General features: G+C 36.8%; 25 protein-coding genes, 2 pseudogenes and 1 riboswitch. Of the genes and pseudogenes, 6 read left to right on the plus strand and 21 right to left on the minus strand.

All coding sequences use genetic code 11. The features are described 5' to 3' along the window. Window positions 1-114: 114 nt before the first annotated feature. From J7Q84_RS01740 to J7Q84_RS01770, 7 genes are all read right to left on the minus strand, one after another. Window positions 115-831 carry a nucleotidyltransferase domain-containing protein gene (locus J7Q84_RS01740; RefSeq protein ID WP_209092668.1) on the minus strand — a complete coding sequence of 239 codons (717 nt, stop codon included), beginning with the start codon at window positions 829-831 and terminating at the stop codon, window positions 115-117. A gap of 179 nt (window positions 832-1,010) precedes the next feature. Continuing rightward, a complete protein-coding gene (locus tag J7Q84_RS01745) occupies window positions 1,011-1,838 on the minus strand; it encodes an MBL fold metallo-hydrolase (protein ID WP_209092669.1) in 828 nt (275 codons plus the stop codon). Between the two features lie 85 nt (window positions 1,839-1,923). Then, window positions 1,924-2,889, minus strand: coding sequence for a quinone oxidoreductase family protein (locus tag J7Q84_RS01750; protein ID WP_209092670.1), 966 nt, complete (start codon window positions 2,887-2,889; stop codon window positions 1,924-1,926). Between the two features lie 160 nt (window positions 2,890-3,049). Then, the gene (gene nrdF / locus J7Q84_RS01755; RefSeq protein WP_209092671.1) at window positions 3,050-4,021 is read right to left on the minus strand and encodes a class 1b ribonucleoside-diphosphate reductase subunit beta; all 972 of its coding nucleotides are present in this window, start codon (window positions 4,019-4,021) and stop codon (window positions 3,050-3,052) included. Between the two features lie 34 nt (window positions 4,022-4,055). Further along, complete coding sequence (gene nrdE / locus J7Q84_RS01760; protein ID WP_209092672.1) at window positions 4,056-6,140, minus strand: class 1b ribonucleoside-diphosphate reductase subunit alpha; 2,085 nt, start codon at window positions 6,138-6,140, stop codon at window positions 4,056-4,058. Then, window positions 6,127-6,486 carry a class Ib ribonucleoside-diphosphate reductase assembly flavoprotein NrdI gene (nrdI, locus tag J7Q84_RS01765; protein WP_209092673.1) on the minus strand — a complete coding sequence of 120 codons (360 nt, stop codon included), beginning with the start codon at window positions 6,484-6,486 and terminating at the stop codon, window positions 6,127-6,129. Before nrdI ends, nrdE begins: the two co-directional genes overlap by 14 nt. A 1,549-nt stretch (window positions 6,487-8,035) precedes the next feature. Continuing rightward, window positions 8,036-8,878: an SPFH domain-containing protein gene (locus J7Q84_RS01770; RefSeq protein ID WP_209093092.1), complete on the minus strand. Its 843-nt coding sequence runs from the start codon at window positions 8,876-8,878 to the stop codon at window positions 8,036-8,038. Window positions 8,879-9,096: 218 nt separating this feature from the next. Here J7Q84_RS01770 and J7Q84_RS01775 point away from each other — a divergent pair, with 218 nt between their 5' ends. Both J7Q84_RS01775 and J7Q84_RS01780 read left to right on the plus strand, forming a co-directional pair. After that, complete coding sequence (locus tag J7Q84_RS01775; protein WP_209093093.1) at window positions 9,097-9,933, plus strand: prohibitin family protein; 837 nt, start codon at window positions 9,097-9,099, stop codon at window positions 9,931-9,933. A gap of 61 nt (window positions 9,934-9,994) precedes the next feature. After that, on the plus strand, window positions 9,995-10,144 hold the full coding sequence (locus J7Q84_RS01780; protein ID WP_209092674.1) for a hypothetical protein: 150 nt from the start codon (window positions 9,995-9,997) through the stop codon (window positions 10,142-10,144). Between the two features lie 27 nt (window positions 10,145-10,171). On the opposite strand, the gene J7Q84_RS01785 is transcribed toward J7Q84_RS01780, so the two are convergent. Together J7Q84_RS01785 and J7Q84_RS01790 are read right to left on the minus strand one after the other, a co-directional pair. Beyond that, window positions 10,172-10,516 (minus strand): hypothetical protein, encoded by a 345-nt coding sequence (locus J7Q84_RS01785; RefSeq protein WP_209092675.1) that lies wholly within the window; start codon window positions 10,514-10,516, stop codon window positions 10,172-10,174. A 94-nt stretch (window positions 10,517-10,610) separates the two neighbouring features. Then, window positions 10,611-10,805 (minus strand): abortive phage infection protein, encoded by a 195-nt coding sequence (locus tag J7Q84_RS01790; RefSeq protein ID WP_209092676.1) that lies wholly within the window; start codon window positions 10,803-10,805, stop codon window positions 10,611-10,613. Between the two features lie 111 nt (window positions 10,806-10,916). On the opposite strand from J7Q84_RS01790, the gene J7Q84_RS01795 reads away from it, so the two are divergent. Then, the gene (locus J7Q84_RS01795) at window positions 10,917-11,477 is read left to right on the plus strand and encodes a GNAT family N-acetyltransferase (RefSeq protein ID WP_209092677.1); all 561 of its coding nucleotides are present in this window, start codon (window positions 10,917-10,919) and stop codon (window positions 11,475-11,477) included. A 170-nt stretch (window positions 11,478-11,647) separates the two neighbouring features. Here the strand turns inward: J7Q84_RS01795 and J7Q84_RS01800 are convergent, their stop codons facing one another. Next, a complete protein-coding gene (locus J7Q84_RS01800; RefSeq protein WP_209092678.1) occupies window positions 11,648-12,853 on the minus strand; it encodes an MFS transporter in 1,206 nt (401 codons plus the stop codon). Window positions 12,854-13,213: 360 nt separating this feature from the next. Between J7Q84_RS01800 and J7Q84_RS01805 the strand changes: the two genes are divergently transcribed. Then, on the plus strand, window positions 13,214-13,396 hold the full coding sequence (locus J7Q84_RS01805) for a YkvS family protein (protein WP_209092679.1): 183 nt from the start codon (window positions 13,214-13,216) through the stop codon (window positions 13,394-13,396). Window positions 13,397-13,616: 220 nt separating this feature from the next. On the opposite strand, the pseudogene queF reads toward J7Q84_RS01805, so the two are convergent. The 5 genes and pseudogenes from queF to queC form a co-directional block, all read right to left on the minus strand. Beyond that, window positions 13,617-13,946, minus strand: a pseudogene (queF, locus tag J7Q84_RS01810) (preQ(1) synthase); the annotation flags it as partial. A 249-nt stretch (window positions 13,947-14,195) separates the two neighbouring features. Next, window positions 14,196-14,363, minus strand: a pseudogene (locus J7Q84_RS01815) (preQ(1) synthase); the annotation flags it as partial. A 16-nt stretch (window positions 14,364-14,379) separates the two neighbouring features. After that, window positions 14,380-15,096 carry a 7-carboxy-7-deazaguanine synthase QueE gene (queE, locus tag J7Q84_RS01820; protein ID WP_209092680.1) on the minus strand — a complete coding sequence of 239 codons (717 nt, stop codon included), beginning with the start codon at window positions 15,094-15,096 and terminating at the stop codon, window positions 14,380-14,382. Beyond that, window positions 15,089-15,580 (minus strand): 6-carboxytetrahydropterin synthase QueD, encoded by a 492-nt coding sequence (gene queD / locus J7Q84_RS01825; RefSeq protein WP_209092681.1) that lies wholly within the window; start codon window positions 15,578-15,580, stop codon window positions 15,089-15,091. Before queD ends, queE begins: the two co-directional genes overlap by 8 nt. Next, window positions 15,577-16,239: a 7-cyano-7-deazaguanine synthase QueC gene (queC, locus tag J7Q84_RS01830; RefSeq protein ID WP_209092682.1), complete on the minus strand. Its 663-nt coding sequence runs from the start codon at window positions 16,237-16,239 to the stop codon at window positions 15,577-15,579. The genes queD and queC overlap by 4 nt, the downstream gene beginning before the upstream one ends. Before the next feature lie 97 nt (window positions 16,240-16,336). Beyond that, window positions 16,337-16,380: riboswitch (PreQ1 riboswitch) on the minus strand. A 235-nt stretch (window positions 16,381-16,615) separates the two neighbouring features. Here queC and J7Q84_RS01835 point away from each other — a divergent pair. Continuing rightward, window positions 16,616-17,836: an ATP-binding protein gene (locus tag J7Q84_RS01835; protein WP_209092683.1), complete on the plus strand. Its 1,221-nt coding sequence runs from the start codon at window positions 16,616-16,618 to the stop codon at window positions 17,834-17,836. Window positions 17,837-17,868: 32 nt separating this feature from the next. On the opposite strand, the gene J7Q84_RS18185 is transcribed toward J7Q84_RS01835, so the two are convergent. After that, window positions 17,869-17,985, minus strand: coding sequence for a DUF6254 family protein (locus tag J7Q84_RS18185; protein ID WP_247739025.1), 117 nt, complete (start codon window positions 17,983-17,985; stop codon window positions 17,869-17,871). 269 nt (window positions 17,986-18,254) lie between these two features. On the opposite strand from J7Q84_RS18185, the gene J7Q84_RS01840 reads away from it, so the two are divergent. Next, complete coding sequence (locus J7Q84_RS01840; protein ID WP_209092684.1) at window positions 18,255-21,305, plus strand: efflux RND transporter permease subunit; 3,051 nt, start codon at window positions 18,255-18,257, stop codon at window positions 21,303-21,305. A gap of 181 nt (window positions 21,306-21,486) precedes the next feature. Here the strand turns inward: J7Q84_RS01840 and J7Q84_RS01845 are convergent, their stop codons facing one another. The 5 genes from J7Q84_RS01845 to J7Q84_RS01865 form a co-directional block, all read right to left on the minus strand. Continuing rightward, complete coding sequence (locus J7Q84_RS01845) at window positions 21,487-22,017, minus strand: DinB family protein (protein ID WP_209092685.1); 531 nt, start codon at window positions 22,015-22,017, stop codon at window positions 21,487-21,489. A gap of 224 nt (window positions 22,018-22,241) precedes the next feature. Beyond that, window positions 22,242-22,520, minus strand: a complete 279-nt coding sequence (locus J7Q84_RS01850; protein WP_209092686.1) for a hypothetical protein — start codon at window positions 22,518-22,520, stop codon at window positions 22,242-22,244. Window positions 22,521-22,541: 21 nt separating this feature from the next. Further along, entirely contained in the window at window positions 22,542-24,236 is a 1,695-nt protein-coding gene (locus J7Q84_RS01855; RefSeq protein WP_209092687.1) for a M3 family oligoendopeptidase, read from the minus strand. Window positions 24,237-24,369: 133 nt separating this feature from the next. After that, window positions 24,370-25,071 (minus strand): pirin family protein, encoded by a 702-nt coding sequence (locus tag J7Q84_RS01860; protein WP_209092688.1) that lies wholly within the window; start codon window positions 25,069-25,071, stop codon window positions 24,370-24,372. Window positions 25,072-25,138: 67 nt separating this feature from the next. Beyond that, window positions 25,139-25,582, minus strand: a complete 444-nt coding sequence (locus J7Q84_RS01865; RefSeq protein WP_247739026.1) for a MarR family winged helix-turn-helix transcriptional regulator — start codon at window positions 25,580-25,582, stop codon at window positions 25,139-25,141. Between the last annotated feature and the right edge of the window lie 14 nt (window positions 25,583-25,596).

A 25,596-nucleotide genomic window follows, 5' to 3' on the forward strand; every position in this document is an offset into this window, starting at 1 on the left:
CTAAGAAAAAATTTTAGTATATTGTATGTTCGCCCACACTGAAATGCCATTTCTTATGCTGTGTGTTTTACATTTTGAGGTAATATGCTATTATGTTCTTCTTTTGTCATACCTCTATGTCTGTTCTCCTTTTCCTAATGAAAAGCCTTCAAATAATCTGCCTCCATAAGGCTGTAACACTTCGTCAGTAAGAACAATAATCTTTTCTTTATCTCCTTGCCGATAAAATATGTCAAACGCTTCTGTAAATTTCTCACAAAACACAGGGTTGTACACCTTTAAAGCCCGAACAATCCATTTTGATTGCCCAGTCCATTGTTTGTTTATACGCAAAACAAATTCATGCAGCTGCTCTGCCAATGTTGCGGCAATAAATAAATCTTCCTCGCGCTTTACAGAGCCGATAAAGTCATCAAGCGTATCTGTGATAAAGTATCGTCTCACCTTTATCTGTTCCTCTGTTAATGGTTCAGGCCCTTGCAAAAGCAATGTTGTTGCTTCTTCCTTTAGCTTATCCATTATTCCGTCATCCTTTAATACAATACCTTCTGCAAGCATATTTGCCATAGACGGTCTTCCCCGTCCGCGATCTTCTTCTACAAATGTCTGATAGGATACTGAATTATGTACAAACATTTCGATAGGCCATCCAAAGCGAACAAGAGATTCTCGATAAGAAGCCTCTACCCCGTCATCAATAACAACAATATCTAAATCTGAACTCTCTGTCCCCTCTCCTCGTACGATGCTGCCTGCAAGCAATGCACCGCGGCAGGCGGGAAATACTTCATTTACAAACTGTCGTGCTGCATCTAACGGCTGTAGTTTCATATCTGCTCTCCTTTATTAAGATTTCTCTTTCTAGCTGTACCTATATCTTAGTACGATTAGAAAAAAGGATGTTATATATGAAAAAGGATTTCATTTTTTGCTTCAGAATAACTATTAAGCTTATATTCTCGTAAAACTCTATCAATATAGCACTCATTTCACATGGTCTAAATTGTCTGCTAGTTCTCCTTAGATCCATACTCCTTCTCCGTGATAGTTATATTTGTTTCATGACACTCCCTTGTAAAGTTGGAAGGAAAGGCTAACTCTGTTTCCAGTTTCTGTACTGCTTCTGTATCATTACTTACAACCGCATTTTTTAATCGCTGCAAGTAATCATCACTAGCAGCGATACGTCGTTTCATCTCTGCTATACTTTGTGTAACTTTTCCGTGTCCTGGTACTAATAAAGAAAACTCAATTGTGTCCACAAGACCGCTTGCTTTTTGTAACGTTTTTTCATATTCTTTTACACTGTGATATATAAACGGCAGTTCAAAATCAGATAAATAGTCGCCTGCTATCCAAATGCCGTGCGGTTCTACTAAAGCAAACACCCCGTCCTGTGTATGACCTTGGGCAAAATAGAATGTTAATACCGTCTCTCCTATAATGAGTGTTTGTCCATCTTCTTCTATTATAATGTCCACCTGAGGAAATGAAATTGGATAGGTTCGCTCAATATAATACTCATTATCAAACTCTTGAATAAGCTGCAGCTTCTTTTCTTTATTCGGATGCTCATGAAGTCCTTTGCTGCCAATTACAATAGCATCTGGAAATGCTTCGTATCCAATGATGTGGTCAAAGTCTCCATGGGTAAACAATAGATACAGCTTTTTTCCTTCTCTGATAGTTGCTACATACTGCTGTATTTCCTGAATTTCGTGTGGAAGCCAAGTTGGATCAACAAGCAAAATCAAATCATTAGTTTCAATCACTGTAGAATTTGTTTGGAATAACGCACTCTGAAAAACAGTTACATTTTTATTTTTAAACTGAATCATGTCAGCCTCCTATTTATTATAAATCTATTCTTGACTCATTAATCACACTTACCATATGAAAAAGAGCAGCAATCGCTGCCCTTTCTTAAGGAAGTAATAAAACCTTTCCAGTACTCTTTCGGCTTTCAATATATTCGTGCGCCTTTGCACCTTCTTCTAAAGAAAATATGGTCGGTTCTGAAACTTGCAACTTGCCTTCCTGAACCCATCTGAATAACTCCTGTGAGCGTGTAACTCGTTCTTCATGAGACGTGAGCACATTCCATAAATCGCCGCCTGTCAGCGTTTTTGAAGTATCCATAAGCATCCGTGGATCAACAGGAACAGGATCGCCGCCAGCCATACCATAAAATACAACCGTTCCACCGACGCGAGTCACTTTGAAGCTATCCATTAAAGTGGAGCCGACAGATTCAAAAACAACGTCTACTCCTTTTCCACCGGTCGTATCCTCAACTTGTTGGCTCCAATTATCACTGTATAAAAACACATGGTCAGCGCCGACAGATAAAGCTGCTTGACGCTTATCCTCTGAAGACGTTAACCCAATGACTGTTCCACCTAAAACTTTAATAATTTGAACAAGTAATTGTCCCACTCCACCTGCTGCAGCATGTACTAAAGCAACATCTTCCTCTTTAATGGCATAGCTATCCTTCGTTAAATAGTGAGCTGTTAGGCCTTGTAACAAGAGTGATGCAGCAGTTTCATATGATATATTATCCGGCAGCGGAATTGCCTTCTCTTGAGGAACTGCCACAAGCTCGGCATTCGCATACGGTACATCGGCAAACGCTATGCGATCCCCCGCTTTCACACCTTTTACATCATCTCCCACACTTATGACGATTCCAGCTCCTTCATATCCCAATATGTAAGGTGGGTTTCCTGCCAAATGATAATTCCCTTTTCTTCTATATACATCGGCAAAATTCAGACCGATTGCTTTCATCTCCAATAAAATCTCGCCTGGTCCGACTATAGGATTTTCGATTTCTTGATACTGCAGGACTTCAGGCCCTCCGAATGTTTCAAATACCAATGCTTTCATGTGTATAACCTCATTTTGAAATAAATTTTATTGCCTGGTTTCATTAAATACAATTATGAATGAAAAAGCAAATGATTAAATTTGTTTACCAAGCTTATACTTAACCCTTCTATATAAAAACCCCCAACATTTACAATGAAGGGGGTGCTCATCTTAGCTTTTATTCAAAATCAAACATAAAGTCTTCATCTGTAAGCTTTTCTACATTTGTGGCTTTTACATAACCATTTCCTTTTACAGAAAAGAAATCATGGTTTTTTGTTTCTGTACGAAGTCCATTCACTACAATCGGATTGAGTTCTTCGTCTTCAAAATATGGATCCAACCCTAAGTTCATTAGACCCTTATTCGCATTGTAGCGCACAAATTTATTTACTTCCTCTACAAGACCAATTGCAGTATAGATTTCCTCTGTGTAAGCTTTTTCGTTTTCATAGAGATCAAGCAGCAACTCAAGTGTTTCTGCTTGTACTTCTTGTTGCTCTTCTTTAGACATCTGTCTGAAAAGCTCTTGAGCTAACAAACCGACAAAAACACCGTGAATCGACTCATCTCGTATAATCAAATTGATAATCTCTCCGCTGGCTGTCATCTTCCCTTGTCCTGCTAAATACAGGGGATAGAAGAAACCGCTGTAAAACAAATAGCTCTCCAAAAATACACTTGCTACCATGGCCATATATAACTCACGATTACTTACTTCTGGCTTTAGTAAACGACGATAGTAACTCGAAATCATGTTTGACTTATTTTCGAGCAATGGATGTTTATCTACCCAATCAAAAATTTGATCAATTTCTTCTTCTGTCGCCAATGTCGTGAAAATATGGCTGTAGCTTTTCGCATGAACTTCTTCCATAGCCCCCATAAAGGCAAGTACACTTTTCGCTTGCAAATTATTCAAATGAACAAGGATGAGGGGCATCCCCTCTCCTCCTTGTTTCGTATCTAATAGTGTCAACCCGCCTAATACACGCTTATAGGTGATCTGCTCTTCTTTAGAGAGCTGCACCCATGTATTTTTATCAGAGGAAACAGCAATCTCCTCCTCTGTCCAAAATTGGGACAGGTTCTGCTTCCAAAATACTAAACTGTAATCATCTTCTTTTTTATTCCAATTTACAGCTTTCAATACAATCCCCCCTCAATCTATCACAACCACGTTCTTATACTACGCAAGCCACACACTCTTCTACGCTTAACTTCCTTGTTCTCGTATAATACAAACTCTTCAACCCTTTTTTATGAGCATAAATATAATACCTGGCCAAATCACGCGTAGAAATATCGCTATTTACATATAAAATCGTGCTTATCCCTTGGTCAACGTGCTCTTGAATAGCTGCAATCAGATCAATAAGCTTAAATTGATTCATATCGTACGCTGACTTGTAGTACCAAAACGTGTCTTGCGATAGATACGGCATTGGATAATATGTCGTTGCATTGGCATATGTTCTTGATTCAATCTGGTTTACAATTGGCATAACACTGGATGTCGCATTTTGAATGTAACTGATTGATTGAGTCGGAGCCACTGCGAGCCTGTATGCATTATATAGGCCATATTCTTGTACTTGCTCTTTCAACCTGCTCCAATCCTCTTGCGATGGAACAGTAATTCCTTCAAACAGCTTCTGCACTTTCTCTGTTTTTGGACTATAATCTACGGTCTCGTATTTCACGAAGTATGTCCCTTTTGCATATTCCGATTTGTCAAACTCTTTAAAAGTCTCTTGCTTCGCTTTAGCTATAAGCATACTTTTTTCAATAGAATAGTAATTCAGCATCATGAAAAATGTACGCGCAAAATCTTTTGCTTCTTCACTTTCGTAGCCAATTTTATTTTTGGCAAGATAGCCATGCAAGTTCATTGCCCCAAGTCCTACAGAATGAAGCTCATCATTTGCCTTTTTGACTGTTGGTGCATTTTCAATGACAGTCATATCGGAAACTGCTGTCAAAGCTTCTATTCCAGCATGAACAGCTTCTCTAACTTCCTTATTTTCCATTACATTTACGATATTAAGAGATCCTAAGTTACAGTTGATATCACGCTTGATTACATCGCCTGTTCCATAATCATTAATTTCACTAGTTTCCTGTAATTGAAAAATCTCACTGCAAAGATTAGACATTTTAATAGATCCGATATCCTTTAAAGCATGCTGCTCGTTTGCATTCGTTTTAAACATCAAATACGGATATCCTGATTCTAATTGAATCATTGAGATTTTAATGAGCATATCACGTGCATTTAAATCTAGCTTTTTCTTTTTAATATTTGGATTACGAACCAACTCATCATACATAGCATCAATATCTAAATCATCTAAATGCTGTCCATATTCTTTATATACTGTATATGGAGCAAACACATACAATGGTTCATTTCTTTCTGCCAGTTCAAAAAACTTGCTTGGTACAATCAATCCAATTGAAAGAGATTGAATACGTGTTTTCTCATCGGCATTTATTTTTTTAGAATCCAGGAACTCAATGATATCCCAATGAAAAATATTTAAGTATACAGCGCCAGCACCTTTTCTTTGGCCTAATTGATTCGCATAAGAGAAAGAATCCTCTAGCAGCTTCATTACCGGCATAACACCGCTTGCTGCATTTTCAATACCCTTAATTTGCTCTCCGCGCGCACGTAGTTTGCTCAAATTTAGAGCTACACCGCCGCCGATTTTAGATAGCTGCATAGCAGTATTAATATTAAATCCGATAGAGTTTAGGCTGTCATCCATCTCTAACAAGAAACAAGACACCATTTCTCCTCGTCTGCTTCTGCCGGCATTCAAAAAGGTAGGTGTCGCAGGTTGATAGTTTTGCTTAATAATCATACGTGCAAATTGCTTAGCCTTTTTTACATCTCCTCTTCCTAGATAAAGAGAAACAATCGCTACACGATCACTATAGTTCTCCAGGTATTGCTTTTGATCATTCGTTTTTAAAGCATAGTCCTTGTAAAATTTAGAAGCTGCCATATACGATTGAAACTGAAAGCCTGATTTCTCTGTTATCTCATATACTGCTTCGATTTCCTCTAAAGAGTATTCAGCTAACACATTATAATAGTAATCATGCTCAAGCATGTAAGCTATTCTCTCTTTCACACTATGAAACTTTACAGTATTTTCTTCAGTCTCATTCATAAATTCCTTCAGCGCCTCTTTATCCTTATCAAGCTGATAAAAACCGTCCATCATTTGCGTTATTTCATTGTTTAATTCAATGTGTCGCAATCGCCTGCACCCTCTCTTTAAAAATCTCTACGTCTTTATTTGTTCCTGCCATTTCAAATTTAGATAAGACCGGTACTTTATATTGGTTGGAAATTTTATCTGCACTTGCGCCAAACATATCTCCCCAGTTGCGATTACCGCTGGCGGATACGCCTTTTAAATACGGATGATTCCGTTGTAAAAATTTATCCACACGTTCCGGTACAGCACCGAATCCGGTCGTATATGTGACAAGGACATATTCCTCACTCATCTCCAAATCTTCTTTCAGTTGGATGGCTGGCATATCAATCTTATAAATAAAGCGCTCTACATTCCCTGTCATAGAATCATATACAATTACCATCTTCGACCCTCCGTTTTTTCACTATTTAGAATTTTCTGCCTTATGTCTTCTTCACCTATATATTGTATTACTTTTTCTTTCAGTACACAATATATATGTACGCAGAAATTTATATAAAAGAATTGTCTTTTTTCGACAAAGAAAAACGGCTCTGAAAAATATGTACAAACCCTATCAAACACCATTCTCAAAAAGGTGTCAATAAAGGTTATTTTAAAAATCTTGTCAATGAATTTACCTAAAAATTACTAAAGTCAGACATGCGTACCTCTTAAAAAAGGGAGTTTTGTAGGTTTTCTGAATAAAACGTAAGGAATTTTACTTACATTTATTGAATTTAGTAAGATGTGTTTATGGACACTGTCCGCCCTGTTCCTTAGACAAAACAACCCGCACATAAAACGTGCGGGATGGCGCAGCTTATTCAAAGAAGGTTTCCGTATGCTCTTCCTCGATAAAGATGCTTTTTGTCTTTATCCGGAGCAGGTTATTTTGTATAGGGACCAAACCCTGGAAGCTAGACAGTTCTTCCAAAATTTTACACTTTCTTACTCTTTATAAAAAATAAAAAAGCCTCATTACTGAGACTTTTTTATCTTTTATTCTTTCTACACCACCAGATCGGTAAGTATTTTGTAGGGTTTAACTCGCCATGGCTATGCAGAAAGAATTGTCTATACTATGGGATTTTCATTTTGGGACAAATGTGTAGAATGAGTTTTTGTTTTTTGTGTGTTTTACTTTTAAATAAGACAAGTCTGTGTTGAAATGCAAAAACAATACCATTTCGTGTCAATAACCTAAAACTCCCTCCTTATTTCAGATTCACGAAACGTATAGTATCTTGAAATGAATTTTACATAGAAATACTATTCTTGTAAATGACTGCATATAGTAAAACCATCCCGCTATCAATTGCTGTTGTATTGTATTTGTTACAAATTTAATAAGACTGCAAGATGATTACTATACACTGCTGAACCATGAATTCTTCGTTCAAGCATTTATTAGCAAACAGTATGGTTACTTCTCCTTCTACCTATCCTATTTACTAAAAAAGCTTACATCACAAGATTTATAAAGTTTAAGAACAAGCAGATGGGCTGATATTTCAAAAACTTTTCTATTCCTGTTCTCACTTTAGAAATCATGTTAAAAGACTGTATTTAAATTCCCTAACATTACGCTATATCGTTTTTATACTAAAAAAACATTACAAATACTTAACGATAACAACATACCATTTGCTATTGTTACAAATAGTTCGAAAATCTTTCAATTAAATAACATTTACAAATTTGCTCCCTCTCACCTGTTTCTTCTATTTACTCCTAAAACAAGAGGCGTAAAAAGGCAAATCTCATTTCTTTAATTGCTCCTTAGCATGTGTACATCAATATAAGGTTTATGATTTTTCTCTTATTCTAAAATAAAATAAGGAATAAGCATTAATCTTATTCCTTATTTGCAGTGTCTTTTTTTTCACCTGAAAGACCGGTAATAAGATTTTCTTCAGAAGCTACCTTACTCTTTCCAGCCCTTACCTTCTCTACTTGACTTTCCCTGCATTCATTACTGGTTGAGTGCCTTTATCTGAGACTATAGCAACCATTAAGTTACTGACCATCTGTGCCTTCATTTCTTCATTAAATTGTACGACTTGTTTTTGCTCGAGTTGCTCTAAGGCGGATTCAACCATTCCAACAGCACCTTCTACAATTTTTTGACGTGCAGACACAACAGCACTCGCTTGTTGGCGTTGCAGCATAGCGTTTGCAATTTCAGGTGCATATGCTAAATGAGTTAACCGCGCTTCGATAACAGCTACTCCCGATACGCTCAATCGCACCTGCAACTCACGCGCCAATTCCTCTGCAATTTCCTCTGCATTCCCCCGCAGTGACCAAACTTCATTATTATCTGCATCATATGGATACTTAGTCGCAACGTGCCGAAGAGCTGTTTCACTTTGAATCCGCACAAATTCATTATAATGCTCTACATCAAATAATGCTTTAGCAGTATCTGTTACTTTAAAAACAACCACTGCTGCAATCTCAATAGGATTTCCATCCACATCATTCACTTTCAATGTATCGCTGTTAAAGTTCCTTACCCTAAGAGATACACGTTTGCGAAACGAAGGAATCGTTATAAAAAAGCCATCTTCGCGTATCGTCCCCAAATACTTTCCAAAGAAAATAACAGCTACCGATTCATTTGGCTGTACAATTGTCATTCCGCTCACAAGTAATATAGCAACGAACCCGAACAAAACCAGAAAAAGAATATTTTGGCTTGCCGCGCTCAAAAACAGACCTAATGCTGCTATACCCAACACTATCAGCAACCCGAAAAATCCATTGATTTTCCATGCTTGTTTTTCCCTCATCACCGATCGCCCTCCTTTTAAAATAAGGAAAAATATCCCTAACTTCATCTTACACCTTGCCTGATTTTTTAAACAGACCTTTTTGTAAAATCCTCCTCTATATTTCTAGCTTCTGTAAAAGATGTATATTTTTTAAGAAGGAGCAATATGTTACAATGAGATGACAACCATGACAAGGAGGTATTGCTTTGCAACAAATCCCGATTCCCAAAAAACCGATGCAGCCCGGCGCTAAGAAATTCATTATTGGCGGCTTATTATTGGCCATTCTTGCAATTTTAGTATTTAGTAGTTTTACTACTGTCCCTGCAGGCCATCGTGGTGTTCTCGTACAGTTAGGCGCTGTAAAACCAACCGTTTTGGATGAAGGCATTAACTTTAAACTTCCATTTGTTCAAACCGTCATTCCCATGGAAGTTCGCGTAAAAAAAGCGGAAGATTCTCAAGCGGCTTCCACTAAGGATTTGCAAACAGTCAAAACTACCATGTCTGTAAACTATCATTTAGAACCATCTGCAGTAAATAAAGTGTATCAAGAAATTGGATTAGACTATGAAAATCGTATTATAGATCCTGCCATTAGCGAAGCATTAAAAGCTATCACTTCCTTATATCAAGCGGATGAACTCATTTCAAAACGGGAAGAAGTATCTCAAAGGGTAAAAGAAACATTATCACAAAAAATAAATAAATATCACATTGTACTAAGCGACATCAATATTCGTGAATTCAGCTTTAGTGACGAATTCAATGAATCTATCGAAGCAAAGCAAAAGGCTGAACAGCTTGCATTAAAAGCAAAACGTGATTTGGAGCGAATTCAAATCGAAGCACAACAAAAAGTGGAGCAGGCGCAAGCAGAAGCAAAAGCCTTGCAGCTGAAAAAGCAAGAAGTAACACCTGAACTTGTACAATTAAAACAGATTGAAGTACAAGAACGTGCTCTTGACGTACAAGCAGAAGCAATCAAACGTTGGGACGGCAAGCTTCCAAATGTTACCGGCGGAGCAACACCATTTGTGGACATTAATCAACTTTTAGGAACGGTAAAATAAACATAAGCAGAAATGAGTATTTCTCGTTTCTGCTTACTTTCTAGTTAGGAGCTTACTACATATGAAAGAAAAAGAAATTTGCTGGTGTTATGAAAAATTTAAAAAAGACTTGCCCGCTGGGACAAAAACAACATGTTTTAAAGATAAATGCGCCAATTATAGAAAACATACATACACCGAAAAAAATGATAAAACCTGCAAGGAAAATTAAAAAAGCAACTTGGTGAACCAAGATGCTTTACTCTGATTTCCGTTCATTTCGTTTATGGGTGATATGCATAATATCACTTATACGCACATCATAATAATTTCCCTCTAGGTCTTTAAGAGTGACTAAACTTTCACTTTCGTCTATTTCCCAAACCCTAGCATCTAAATTTAGGAAATCATTTCTATATAAAATCGTCATTGGGATATACTTTTTGCTTATAAAGGCATCACGAATTGCTTTTTTTATTTTAAAGAGACTGTTTCCTTCCTGCTTCCTTTCCGGAAATAAAAACATTCCCACGAATTGTTGTCCTTTTTCATCTTGCCACATATAGTCCCAATGCGGCATCCGTTTTGGTGTAAAGTCTTCCAAGAACTCTCCCTCCTTCTTTTTACTGCATTGACAATATTTGATATTCCCATCATTTTTCCTGCTAAAAACACAAACCGTTTTCCCTATATCACTATTAAGAGCGTGCTGCCTCTGTATACGTATAAATTACTTTTCCTCCGTGCTCTGCGATACCACGGAAGTGTTTAAAGTCAGCGCGGGATACAACCACCTCTCTAAATGGATAAAAATCTTCTTTATTTACTATATATTCTTTTAATTCTCCAGTTTTCAATTGATCTAAAATTGCATTAGCAGTTTGTTTATCCATCATATCACCTCACAAGTATATCGAATACTTCATTTTACACTGAATGAAGTACATGGAACAACTATATTCTCTTGTAAACTATGGTAAAATAGTATGCGAGGTGAAATCATCATGACGATTCGTCAAGCAAGAAAAGATGACCGAAAAGAAATAGCTATTTTGTTAAATAATGCTTTACATGATATTGCTGTGAAGCTATCAGGTGGTAGAACACAGGAAGAAGTATTAGAAGGATTAGAAGAACTATTTATACAAGAGGGTAATCGACTCAGTTATGAACATACTATAGTAAAAGAAATAAACGGAAGAATTGTGGGGTTAATTGTCACTTATCATGGTAAGGATTCGAACAAAGTAGATCGTTTCATTATAGAACGGCTGCGAAAACTAAAGAATGACCCTTCAATTACTCTTGAAAAAGAAGCACAAGAAGATGAATACTATATTGATACACTCTCTGTTTCCCCGCTATTTTTTAGGAAAGGAATTGGAAGCAGTTTAATCCGAGAAGCAGAGCAACGCGCAAAACAACTTGGTCATAACAAAATAGCCTTATTAGCAGAGGAAACCAATGAGCGTGCGTATTCCTTATATAAAAAATTGAATTATACCGTTGACAGTACTGTTTATTTATTAGGTGCTCCTTATGCACATTTCGTCAAATACCTGTAAAAGCGAGCACTTCGTATATCTCACTCAATCAGACTATACCTTATTAACAGTAGTACACACATTACCACATCAGTGGGAGCCCCCCACTGATGGTCACCAAGCAGGAATTTCTCCTCTACTTAAGCTTTCTATTTCCCTCGTAATCTTATGTTAATTCAGAATGAAACAACCTATATACTCATCTCTTTTTCTTCTATTTCATAATACTCTACAGGCTGCTTGACTTGTTTTATAATAACTACCATGACAATCATTAATGAAAACAAACCAAAACAAACAACCATCCATTGAAATCCTATCACATCTAAAAAGAAACCTGTTCCTAGTAAAACAAGCTGGAATGAAATACGATCAAACATACTTCGGAATGAGAAAAAACGGCCATGATATTCTTTTTTCACTTGCTTTTGAAATAATGTAGCAATCGCAGGAAAAAAAGCCCCTGCCCCTAATCCAAACAAACTAAAAGAAACCATGGAGGCAACCGGAATTGTTGCAAAATACAAGGATAGCTGAGCAACCGCAATTAATAATGTACAACCAATCAAGAAAGGAACCATTCTTCTTTCTACATGAAGGCGTTTCACCAAAAATGCTCCGAGCATAAAGCTTGTTCCTTCTATTGTATATAAGACTCCTTTAACAGAAGGATCACCTTGTATTTGGCTGATTTTCATAACCATTAAATTAAAGCTTCCAATAAATAAGGTCGGAACAAGCACAAGAATCAATCCAATCAACAAAATCGGCACTTCCTTCAAAAGAGCAAATACATCTTTAAAACTTGCTTTTTCCTTTCTGCGTTCTCTTAATTCGTGTTCTTCAATTGTATAAAAAAATGTGACAATAAAAATAAGAATATAAGCTACCATTGAATAGAAATATAATGAAAATAAACTCATATGCAATAGTAAAATTCCAGCCAAGGCTGTACCTGCCACTCGAGCAATTGTCGCTACATTCATATGCCATCCGTTTACTTGCAATAGCATGTGTTCTTTTACAATAAGCGGAATTGTTGCTTGAAGGGCAGGGAAATAAAAAGCAGCGGATATACCGACGAGCATCATATTACAAACCATAAATAGAACATTCTCCTGCCAAATAGCCATAAACATAAACCCGATGCTAAGAATACGTAGAAAACTAGAATAAATTAATATCTTTTTCTTATCTGTACTGTCGATGATACGTCCTGCAGTTGGTCCTACTAAAACGCCTACAAACAAACCGCAAAATAAAATCAACGATTTCGTAAAATCCGATGGTACATGTTTTTCTAAAAAATCAAGGTTTCCTATTATGCCAAGCCATAATCCAAGACCGGCGACAAATTCTCCTGATAATAAAATCCAAACATTCCGATTTCCCCACATAGTGTCATCTCATTTCTGCTTTTAATTCTTACATTTTAACATAAGGTAAAAATGAAATTAATAATTAAATCATATTTTTTGGTAACAAGCAATAATAATATCTTACAAACTATTGAATTTTTTTAAAAAAATGCTATGAAAACATTTACAAAGCAGGAAATATAGTTCATTATAAAGAAAAGTAGCCTTGAAGCTACTTGCTCTTTAATAAAGTGAACTTCTATAAGTCTGAATTATACTTGATAAAGAATCAACACATCAGGCTTTACAGACAACCACCGCTTTCACTTTTCAGGTTCCTTAAGGGGAAATCTTACTTGTCTATTTATGCGGAATAAAATTGTTACAAGGAGAATGCTTATGAAAATTGCAGAAGCAGGAAATATCATAGAATTCAAGGATGGCATACAAGGCCGTGTACAAAAAGTAAATAAAAACTCTGTTATCGTAGACATAACAATTATGAAAAATTATAGAGAATTAGATTTAGAACCTTTAACCGTAGTAAACCATAAAAACTATAAAATTATCCGTTTAGTTTAATAGCATTACTTTCCATTAGCATCTTAAAAAGAAGAGGGAATATCTCTCTTCTTTTTATATTCCCCTGAAAATATTTACCAGAAGATATCTGTAATTTTATACGATAAAATAAACCTCTATCAGCAGGTTCACGGACAGTTTTTCTGTCCTCATTTGAATTGAACGCTTCAATCTAAAATAAAAAACCGTGATGCAGCAATACGCATCACGGTCTTCTGTATTAGCGATTATCAATCGTTTCTGGATATAAATCATGATTCATTAAACGATAATCCGCCATTTTTTCATATTTAGTACCCGGACGTCCATAATTACAATACGGGTCGATAGAGATACCGCCACGTGGCGTGAACTTGCCCCATACTTCAATATAACGAGGATTCATCAATTTAATTAAATCATTCATGATAATATTCATGCAATCCTCATGAAAATCTCCATGATTGCGGAAGCTGAACAAGTATAGCTTCAGAGATTTACTTTCTACCATCTTAATATCAGGAATATAACTGATGTAAATAGTAGCAAAATCTGGTTGTCCCGTTTTTGGCAACTGCAAATATGCAGGTGGACTATATCATATTCTTATCTCACTGCGATATAAGACAAGAACCCTCGCGCTTCCATCATTATGATGTACTCTACTCTCTTCCCAAGACGCTACTTTACTCGCTTTGCGCCCCAGCGATTTCGATAGTCTCTGCACCTTCCTCATTGAGGCTTGGCTCAGGATTAGTTTCCCTTCCCTGAATTCACGAGGTTTAAGCGACAGTGTCACCACTGAAGTGTGCCCCTATTGACACAGGCTTGTAAACTCTGGACAATTGAATTTCACAAAATAATCACGATTTGGATGATTGTTATCAAATATTTCCAAAATCGCTGGATCGTATTCAAACATATATTTCGTATTTTGATTCCCTAATAATGTTACATCTTGCAGTTCTTCGTCTCTACGTCCTGCCATTTCTTTATCTCCTTTCTTATACGCCCCGCTTATTGCCCCATACTAGGGCATGCAGCTGTGGAAGCACTTTTGCGTCATTCATTTCTGGACACTCCACAGCTTGATCAATTAACCATTCATAACGGCGAAGCAAATGGGACACAAGTTCACCATCATTTACTGTATGCACATCCTCATTTCCTACCTGCAAAAAGAAGGGTACATTCGGATAGCGCAGGTGTACTGTTTTCGCATACGAAAAATCAGCTTCATTAAACACAACCACTTTTAAGCTGATATTCCGTTTTTGCATACGTTCAATTATAGTATCTAACATAGAAAAATCTGTTTTCATACCAGAGCTCGGCGGCTTCGGAGATAAGGTTACCTCATCAATGTCTAGCAGCCAATCCTGCCACCTGCTTCCTTGCGTTTCGATTGCAGTACGAATACCATGCTGTTTAAGCAATTCAAGAAAGTCGCCAAGAGACTTTAAAAGAGCAGGGTTTCCACCTGAAATAGTTACATGAGAAAAACGATTTCCTCCGATGCTTTTTAACTCTTGCCAAATTTCCTCTGCGCTCATTTGCCGAATTTGTTCTTTTGCAGAGCCATCCCATGTAAAAGCCGAGTCACACCAAACACATTGATAATCACAGCCTGCTGTACGTACAAACATCGTTTTCTGTCCAACAACCATGCCTTCTCCTTGAATAGTTGGGCCGAAAATTTCCAAAACGGGGATTTTATTCAAACTCCATCCACTCCCGTCTCATTTCTGCGTAGCTTGTCGGCGTTTCATACAATCGTACAAATTCTACACGTGCACCTTTATATTGCTGAGAGCGCTCTTCTGTTTGCAAAGCCTCTTCCATTTTTTCAAAAATCCATACCACCATATTTTCTGCCGTTGTATTCATTGGCGGCAATGTCTCGTTTAAATAACGATGGTCTAAATAAATTTCTATTTCTGTTTTCCAAATATCCTTTATATCACCAAAATCTATAGAAATGCCTATTTCATTTACATAACCGCTAATACCAAATACGACTTTATACGTATGACCATGAAGGTTTTTACATTTCCCTTCATAGCAATGTAAATGATGGGCGGCATCAAACGTAAATTCTTTACTGACCAATACACGTTTATTATGATATTTTAACTGATTGGACTTAATGTCCTTATCAATCTTCTGCAGACCCTCTACAACTCGAAATCCGAAATACTCCATCAAACATCCGCTCCTTCACGTTCAGCAAGGTATGTGTCTAATCCTGCCTTCCGCAATTGGCAAGCTGGGCATTCACCGCATCCATCACCGATAATACCATTATAACAAGTCAATGTTTTCTCTCTTACAAACTCAAACGCCCCTAACTCATCAGCAAGTTTCCATGTTTCTGCTTTATTGATCCACATTAACGGCGTATGAATAACAAACTGATAGTCCATTGCCAAATTTAACGTAACATTTAGTGATTTTACAAATACGTCCCGACAATCAGGATACCCGCTAAAATCCGTCTCGCATACTCCGGTAACAATATGTTTAGCGCCAATTTGTTTAGCAAGCACTGCTGCAAACGATAAAAACAATAGATTGCGACCATCGACGAAAGTAGAAGGGAGTTCTCCCTCTTCCTGAGTAATTTCTACATCTGTTCTTGTTAACGCATTAGGAGCAAGTTGGTTTAATAAGCTCATATCCAGCACTGTGTGCTTAACTCCCAATTCTTTAGCAATCCCAGCCGCACACTCTATTTCGAGTTTATGACGCTGATTGTAATTAAATGTCACAGCTTCCACTTCTGCAAACTGCTGCATGGCCCAATATAAACATGTGGTACTGTCTTGGCCACCACTGAATACTACTACAGCCTTATCCTTTTTCATTTTCACTCATTCTCCTTTTCTTGTTTTTAAAGAAGCAGAAGAAGAGCGTTCTTGAACATCACGTAAAAAAACAAGAAACAACATTCAAAAATATTGTTTCTCCTTAGTTTTTTATAGAGGGAGTTCGCGAACCTCTCCCATGTTAAATCCATGGATTTCTTCTTTGATTTACCGTTCATCATTTTAACATAAATGAACATGATAGAAAACCACAAGACAATTATTTGAAATAGTTAATCTATTTTTATTTAAAAAATAAAGCGTTAATAGTATGATAGTAATATCTATATGTATAATAATACTGAAAAAGGAGGGGAGTATACTGAAACCTTTTGTTGCCCATCTTTTTTTAAATATTTTATTCCTCCTTATCTCCATGTTGATTTATCACTTGTTTTGGATGCGAAAAGGGAATCGCCATCCAAAACTAAATACATTTGTGTTCTTGTGTCTAAGCTTGTTTACCTCCATAATGTGTCTAACTTTTGCAGCTGAACCGACACCAGGATACCGATTCGATTTACGACAGATTATACTCATTGTAGCTACACTAACAAAAGGTCCATTAGTTGGCGGGATTATTTTCTTTATTATGAATGCATATCGCCTTACACTTGGAGGAGATGGAGCTATTTTAGCATTAGCTTCCTCAAGCGTTTTGTATATCTTACTCGTCATGGCTCGTTCCTTTGTACTCAAAGCTTCAAATTCTAGAATAATGGTGATTGCTGTTTTAGCCAGCGTTTTTTACACCGTTTCTTGGGTTCCCATCTTCCTAATGAATATCGAGCAGCCATATGAGTACATCCTTCATATTATCGTCTATCAGCTTTGCAGCACTTTCGGAACGATGCTTGTACTATATTTAATGATGGTATTACAGTCCCAAGCAAAGCTTCAAGAAGAGTTAATCAACATTGAAAAATTTCACCTTATCGGTGAAATGGCAGCTTCAATTTCTCATGAAATACGCAACCCACTTACTTCAACAAGAGGCTTTCTTCAACTGCTCAAAAGCGGAGCCTTTTCAGAGTCAGAACGAAATACCTACCTTGATATTGCAATGGACGGGATTGACCAAGCAAATCATGTTCTTACGGATTACCTGACCTTTGCCAAGCCGAGCATAAAAAAATTCCAACATTTAGATATAAAAAAAGAATTACAAAGCTCAATATCTCTCATGATCCCATTGGCAAACTTTTCAAATGTTACAATTCAATATGAAATGCCCGAATCCACCTTCTTGATTTGGGGTGAAAAACAAAAGCTGAATCAATGCTTTCTGAATATTATGAAGAACAGCATTGAAGCAATGCCCAAGGAAGGAACTTTGAAGATTTCTATAGAAAGAGTAAACCAAAATGTTATTGTACATATTGAAGATACAGGCATTGGGATGTCTGAAGAGCAACTCAAGCAACTCGGTTCCCCTTTTTATTCAACAAAAGATAAGGGTACGGGGCTTGGTATGACGGTTGTCTTTAGCGTGTTAAAATCTATGGGCGGAACGATTCAAATTGCCAGCGAACGCAATGTAGGAACAAAATTCGCTCTAGCTTTCCCCTTATCTAAACCAGATAAAGCAAAAACGTGATGTTATCTCATCACGTTTTCTTTCTCAACAGCCTATTGCTTCCCCTCTTCTGAAGTTAGTTCCGCAAACGATTTTACTTTTCCATGAGGCTGTTGATTTTCCTTCCTTGCTTTCCATTGACGCTCTTTTTCACGCTTTTTTTGTGACATTTTACATTCTCCTTCCGCTCAAATCCATTAAAAGTTTGTGAGCAATGTCTCCTTTGTTCAAACTGCTCACCAGTCTGCCCTTGTAGGACATCCTTTATATAGAATGGCACATCCTTCAAAAAATATGCTCACAGCATCTTGTCAACACTTATACAAAACTTATAAAAAAATAATACATTTTTAATACATTATAGATGCACATTTGTTTTGAATCATTTAGAATAGGTCATGTGGAATAATTACATACAATATTGAAAGGAGCCTTGAGCATGAATTTTTTAACAAGATTTAGCCTAAAGAATGCTGTCGCTGTATTCATCATCTCGTTTTTGCTAATTTTAGGCGGCGTATACTCATTTTCTTCCTTGAAAGTAGATTTGCTTCCTAATGTTGAATTTCCGCAACTTTCCGTTGAAGTAGTCTATCCTGGTGCTTCTCCCGAAGATGTAAATGAGCAGATTACAACTAAACTTGAGAATCAGTTCAAATCCTTAGAGGGAGTTAAAAAGCTGCAAAGTACTTCCTTCGAAAGTATTTCAATCATCAATCTTGAGTTCCCGTTTAATACAGATATGGATAAAGTTGAACAGCAAATTAACACCTATATCAAAGATACTAAGCTTCCTGATGCTGTACAAACCAAAGTAAACCGATTCTCTTTTGGCACATTTCCTATTTACAATATTTCATTATTCGCCAAAGATAACACAAATATTGAAAAACTTTTAAATGATGAAGTCATTCCAGAGTTAAATAAAATTCAAGGAATTAACAGCGTATCTATCGGCGGAGCAAAAGAAAACCTTGTGCAAATTACCATCGACAAGGAAAAAGCACTGCAATACGGATTATCTTTGAGCAATGTTAAAGATCAAATTAACCAAAAATATCTATCGTTCCCTGCCGGTCGAATCAATGCTGAAGATCTGCAAGTGCCGGTTCGTGTAGAAGAAAAATTAGATGAGATTCAAAAGCTAGAAAATCTACAATTATCACCTGGCTTCACTGCGGCACCCACAGCTGCTCCGCTTCTACTAAAGGATATTGCAACGGTAGAAACCATTTCAGAACAAGTTGAAAAAACGCGTTACAACTTGCAGGACTCTCTATCTATGGCTATCACGAAAAAACAAGATGCTAACACGGTTGAAGTAGCAGATAAAGTCATGAATGTCTTGAAAAAATATGATGATAAAATAGATTATGCAATCGGTTTTGATTCAGCCCAAGGGATTAAGGATTCTGTAGAAACGCTTATAAAAGAAGGTGTACTCGGCGCTATCTTCGCTTCACTCGCTGTACTATTGTTTTTACGGAACGTACGTGCAACTATTATTGCGATCATATCTATCCCTTTATCCTTACTGTTCGCTTCCATATTCCTGAATCGGTTAGATGTCTCCTTGAACATTATGACATTAGGTGGAATGGCAGTTGCAGTAGGAAGGGTAGTCGATGACAGCATCGTTGTTATTGAAAATATTTTCCGCCGCGTGCGTAAATCCAAAACAGGTATGACAAATGAATTGATTATTGATTCAACGAAAGAAATTTTAAAAGCTATCACATCCTCTACTATTACAACAGTAGTAGTATTCCTGCCTCTCGGCTTCGTAGGAGGGATTACAGGAGAATTTTTCTTACCATTTGCCTTGACAATTGTATTCTCACTTCTCGCATCCTTGCTCGTAGCGATTACAGTTGTACCAATTTTAGCAAAATTCTCATTCAAAAGAGTACCTAAGGAAGAAAAAGAAGGGATCTTGCAACACTTTTATGCACGTTTGATTGAACGTTCGTTAAACCATAAAGTGCTCGTTATTGTGATTTCAATTCTGCTGTTAGCAGGTTCATTTACTCTTGTACCAGCACTAGGCTTCACCTTTATTCCAAATGAGCAGCAAAAAACATTAGTAGCATCCATCGAACTACCTGCTTCTACATCACTTGAAAAAACAAATGATGTATCTTTAAAAGTGGAGAGAATGTTTGCCAAGAAAAATGAAATTAAAGAAGTAACAGCCGGTATAGGAAGCCGCGACTTCCAAACTGGATTAAAACGTGAAAACCGAGCCAATTACTTTATCAATCTAAAACAAGGAACAGATGTCGCCGCATTTATTACAGAGTTAGAAAAGGATATACAAAGAATTACCGATGCTGAAGCAAAAGGCACAAAGTTAGGAGTGCAAGAATTGGCTTCGGGGGGGCCTCCTTCTAATAACAACGTAGATATCGACTTGTATTCAACAGATTTAGATTCCTTGCAAGATGCAGCAAAAATAGTTGAAGATTACATGAAGAAAAACAGTGATTTAAAATATGTAACGAATAACTTTACGGATAAGCAAAAACAATATGTTGTCTCAATTAATCCTGAAAAATCCTCTCAATATGGTTTATCGGGATTCCAAATCCTAGGTACAATTTCCGATCAAACAAGTCCTGTAGAAGTCGGTATGCTAAACCTTGATGATAAAGAACAAACAGTACAACTTTCGTATAACAAGGAGCTATCCTCCCTAGAAGACTTGAAAAATGTTATGGTATTCTCTCAGCGCGGACCTATTCCATTAAGGGAAATTGCTGAAATACAAGATGTAGAAAGCTTTACAACCATTCAAAAACTAGACGGTAAAATTTTCGCTCGTATCTCTGCCCAAATAAAAGGGGATAATATTCAAAAAGTATCTCAAGATGTAATTAATGGGGTAAAAACCAAGCTTGCCCTTCCAAAGAATGTATCTCTTGAGGGCGGTGGCGGAAGTGATGATACAGTTCAAACATTTAAAGATTTAGGAATTGCTATGGTGGTAGCTATAGGTCTCGTCTACTTAACAATGCTGGTGACATTTGGAAAAGCACGCATTCCATTTATCATTCTTTCTTCACTTATTTTCGTTCCAATCGGCTCGCTCTTCTCATTGTATCTTGCAAAAGAACCAATGTCTGTCAGTGTTATGATTGGATTCTTAATGCTGATTGGGATTGTTACAACAAATGCTATTGTTCTTGTTGACCGTGTGGGACAAAATCGCGAAGAAAAAGGAATGCCAGTTCGTATAGCATTAATTGAAGCTGGAAAAACAAGATTACGCCCTATTTTAATGACAGCCTTTGCAACCATTACAGCGCTCATTCCGTTAGCGTTAACGACTTCATCTGGTACATTAATTTCAAAAGGATTAGCTATTACAGTAATTGGCGGGTTAACCTCTTCTACATTACTAACGCTAATTATAGTCCCGGTTGTATATGAACTATTCTTTCGCAGTCAAGCTAAGCAAGAATTATTACAGATAAAAAGAACAGACAACTAATAAAAAACGAGTATGGAGGGTGTCCATACTCGTTTTTCTGTACATCATACTGCTACCAACTTTGATAGTTTGTAACTTTTCCTCACTATTGATACTTCCTAGATGTTTAAGTCTCTATTGATGACCACATCTCATATCAATGAAATTGCAGGCTTGGAAAGGACCTCGTTTTATTCGTTTCTTATTTTCTTACTATCGCAACTTTTGCTTCTTGTATTTGTTCAGTATGACGGCGTTCATGGGATATAAGAAACTCAAACCATTGATACAGCGACAATTCTTCAAATATAGGATGCCAAATCGACTTATCTGTTAAATCTTTTTCATCTGTTATACTCTGCAGAACGTCAAGCAGCTGTTCACGAGAATGCTCTAGCAACGTTCGTATTTCATCACGTTTCATAATTGTTTCGGTTGGCCAAAGCTGTTCAGGCGCTTCCGCCTTATGGAAACGATTGACTGTCAAATGAACAGGTTTGGCCTTGACAGGCTTTCTTTCACTCTTTTGAAGAGCATATATAATCGTTGATGTAACTGCTTGCTCACTAAGGTACAAATGATGTAAATTTTGCATAATGCTCCATTTTTCCCTTTTAGGCTTTGTATTTAATTGTGTATCATTTAATCCTTCTACTTCCTGCCAAAGTGTTTTTCTTGTTTCTGTTAAATCTCGTAATAAATTAGAAACGTTTACTGTATTCAAATACTCCATCGAATTCCTCCTCTTTTAAAACAGGGAGCGCCCTCAACGAGGTCCCCGCTATTTTATAAAAATTGGTATCCAGTTGCTCTGCATAAAACCACATCACTTTTTGAGAACTTCACTGCTTTGTACCGATGGAAAATCATTTAACATGCTTCTCATCGCTATACTATATTCATCCGTATAACAAGTACCTCATTGTTAAAAACCTCGCATAATTTCTTGAAAATACATTATTCTATCTTCAATTGTTTACCGTTTTGAATACAGCTCCTAAGCTTATTGACAGCTTCCTCTTGCAAATGCTGGGGTAGTCCAAGCTCAATTGCTTTTTCATAGTACACAATAGCTTCCTGTTCTAATCCAAGCCTGTTATGCATAGCACCACACTGATATTGCACGACTCCATTCAATGGACATTGTAGACCTAATCCAATTAAATATTCTAACGCTTCATATAATGACTTTTCATTTAGTGACTCCTGGTTAGAAAACGATATCGATTTGTTCACCTTACGTTCTCTCCCTTATTGTCACAACTTTGTGTCATCAACAGAATTTAACCAAGACTCAATTTCACCTACAACAGATTCTACACAGCCATCTGTAAATGGAGAATGCAATTTAGCTGTTTCAACTAGGCTAAGGAAAGATTTACTTCCGCCCTCACGACAAAGAGTAACATAGTCATTCCATGCTTCTTCACGATTTTCTCTTGAACGCTTCCAAAATTGAAACGCACAAATTTGAGCTAGCGTATAGTCAATATAGTAAAATGGGGAATTGTAAATATGTCCTTGACGTTGCCAATAGCCGCCTCTCTCTAAATAAGAGTTATCATCATAATCTTTATGAGGCAAATATTTCTTCTCAATAGTACGCCAAGCGGACTTTCGCTCTTCAGGTGTCACATCTGGATTTTCATACACATAATGCTGAAATTCATCTACGGTAACACCGTACGGCAAAAATAATAAAGCAGAACTCAAATGAGTAAAATAATATTTTTCTGTATCTTCCTTAAAAAAGTTCTCCATCCATGGCCAAGTGAAAAACTCCATACTCATAGAATGAATTTCACATGCTTCATAGGTCGGCCAATTATATTCTGGAATTTCGTAATAGCGGCTCTCATATACTTGAAACGCATGTCCTGCTTCATGTGTCAGCACATCAATATCACCTGAAGTACCATTAAAATTCGAGAATATAAAAGGTGCCTTATAGTTCTCAATAAAGGAACAATAACCGCCGCCTGCTTTTCCTTTTTTAGCTTCTAAATCCATCAAATTATTCTCAATCATAAATGTAAAAAATTCATCTGTTTCCTTGGAAAGTTCCCGATACATTTTTTTCCCATTTTCAATAATCCATTCTGGGCCCCCTTTAGGAGTAGCATTTCCAGTTGGATATTCAAAATTTTCATCATAGTATTTCAGCTGTTCCACCCCGATGCGCATTTGCTGTTTCTCTCTCAGTTTCGTGGCAAGAGGTACAATGTAATCAAGCACTTGTTGACGAAAATTCGCTACCATAGCAGCATCATAATCTGTTCGATACATCCTTGCATAGCCTAACTCTACAAAATTAGCAAATCCTAGTTTTTTCGCAATTCTCGTACGTATTTTAACTAGCTTATCATAAATATCATCCAGCTCTTGTTCATGCTCCGCCATAAATGCTGTATACGCTTCATATGCCCGCTTTCGCATATCACGGCTTGTATGCTGCATAAACGGTCCTAACTGTGAAAGTGTACGCTCCTCTCCCTCAAATAAAATCTTAGCTGAAGCTAAAAGCTTCGTATATTGAGAGGAAAATTTGTTTTCAGTTTGCAGCTCCTCTAACACCTCATCTGAGTATGTCTTTAGCTCACATTCTGCTAGTGCGAATAATTGTGTTCCATACTTCTTTTCAAGCTGTTCACGAAACGGGGAATGGACAAGGGCCTTATAATAATTTGAAACTAATCCTTTTACAACTGGGGAGTTTTCATCAAAGAATTCTTGTTCTTCTTTGTAAAACTCATCATTCGTATCTATTGTATGACGGATATAGCATAAATTTGAAAAAGTATTAAAATCATTTCGAATATCGTTTATTTCCTTCATTGCCAATTCTTGCTCTTGAATAGTAGACGCACCATAAAATTTTTGTAATGCATCAGAAAAATGCTCTTTTACTTCCTTCATATTTGGCCTTGCGTATAGATAATGTTCAAATGCCATTTCATGCCCCCCTTTATGTACTTGCATTCTTGCCTTTTCTTAAACGAAATGTACAAGTTTACTTATATATTCCATTTTTCAGAAAATTTACCTGTCTGTATTAAGAAAAAACTTCGATATTAAAAATCGAAGTTTAAGGAAGATCTATTAAAATAAACCGCGTCCCTTTAAACGAAGACAGGACCAACGTTTCTTCTTCTATTATTCTTGCGGAATCTCTTCGTTGTAAGTTAAATGTTTCGTTAATACTAACATCTCCTTCAATAACGAATAAAAAAGTCTTTCGGTCAAAGTTTGTAGTAAAGGTAATGCATGTATTTGGTTCAATCTCTGCCATATATATAGTCATATCCTGATGAATATACGCTACTTCTTCCGAAAAATATTTGGATACAATTGGAAGTAAATTATTTTTCATGTCCGCTATTGTATACGAGGTTTGTTGATAGGAAGGTGTCAAACCGTGTTCCTCTGGTAAGAACCACATTTGTAAGAAGCACACTCTTTCTGTAGATGAAGCATTAGTTTCAGAATGAAAAATACCGGTACCAGCAGACATCCGCTGTACTTGTCCAACTGTTGTTACTGCACTATTTCCATAACTATCCTCATGCTTTAAATGGCCTTCTAGCACAATTGAAACAATTTCCATATCTTGATGTGGATGCATAGCAAAGCCTCTGCCTGATGCCAAAGTATCTTCGTTGAACACACGCAGCGGACCAAACATAACATTATTTACATCGTAATATTCTGCAAACGAAAAACTAAATCGACTTTGCAACCACCCGTGATTCGCCATATAACGCGCCGCCCCGGGAAACACTTGAATCATGTGCTCAAATCCTTTCTAAATATCAATATATAACCTATCATTTCCCTGCACCTCAGCATACCTTACTTTATTCGTAGCATCCTACCTTTTTTAATAAGACTAACAGCTGGTCTTTTTCTTCTGTTGTTAACATCTCCATACATTCATGAAGAATCACTTCATGTTTTGGAAACATCTCCTCCATCAACTCCTGCCCCTTTTGGGTCAGTTGAGCATAGATTACCCGCCGATCCCGTGGACAAGGTCTACGTTTTGCAAAATCTTTTTTCTCTAATTTATCTACTACATATGTAATGCTACCGCTTGCGATTAAAATTTTTTCTCCAATTCGCTGCAGCGGTTGCTCTCCTTTATGAAACAACAACTCCAACACTGCAAACTCTGTCGGATTCAATCCCCATCCCTGTGCAGATTTATTAGATATATCCATCAATTTACGTTGTGTTCGAGATAATGCGATAAACACCTTTAATGACTTTTGAATTTCTTCTGTTTTATAATATCTATCCATATTCTTCATATCCT

The organism is Bacillus sp. 165, assembly GCF_017742235.1.
Lineage (GTDB): Bacteria > Bacillota > Bacilli > Bacillales > Bacillaceae_G > JAGHKQ01.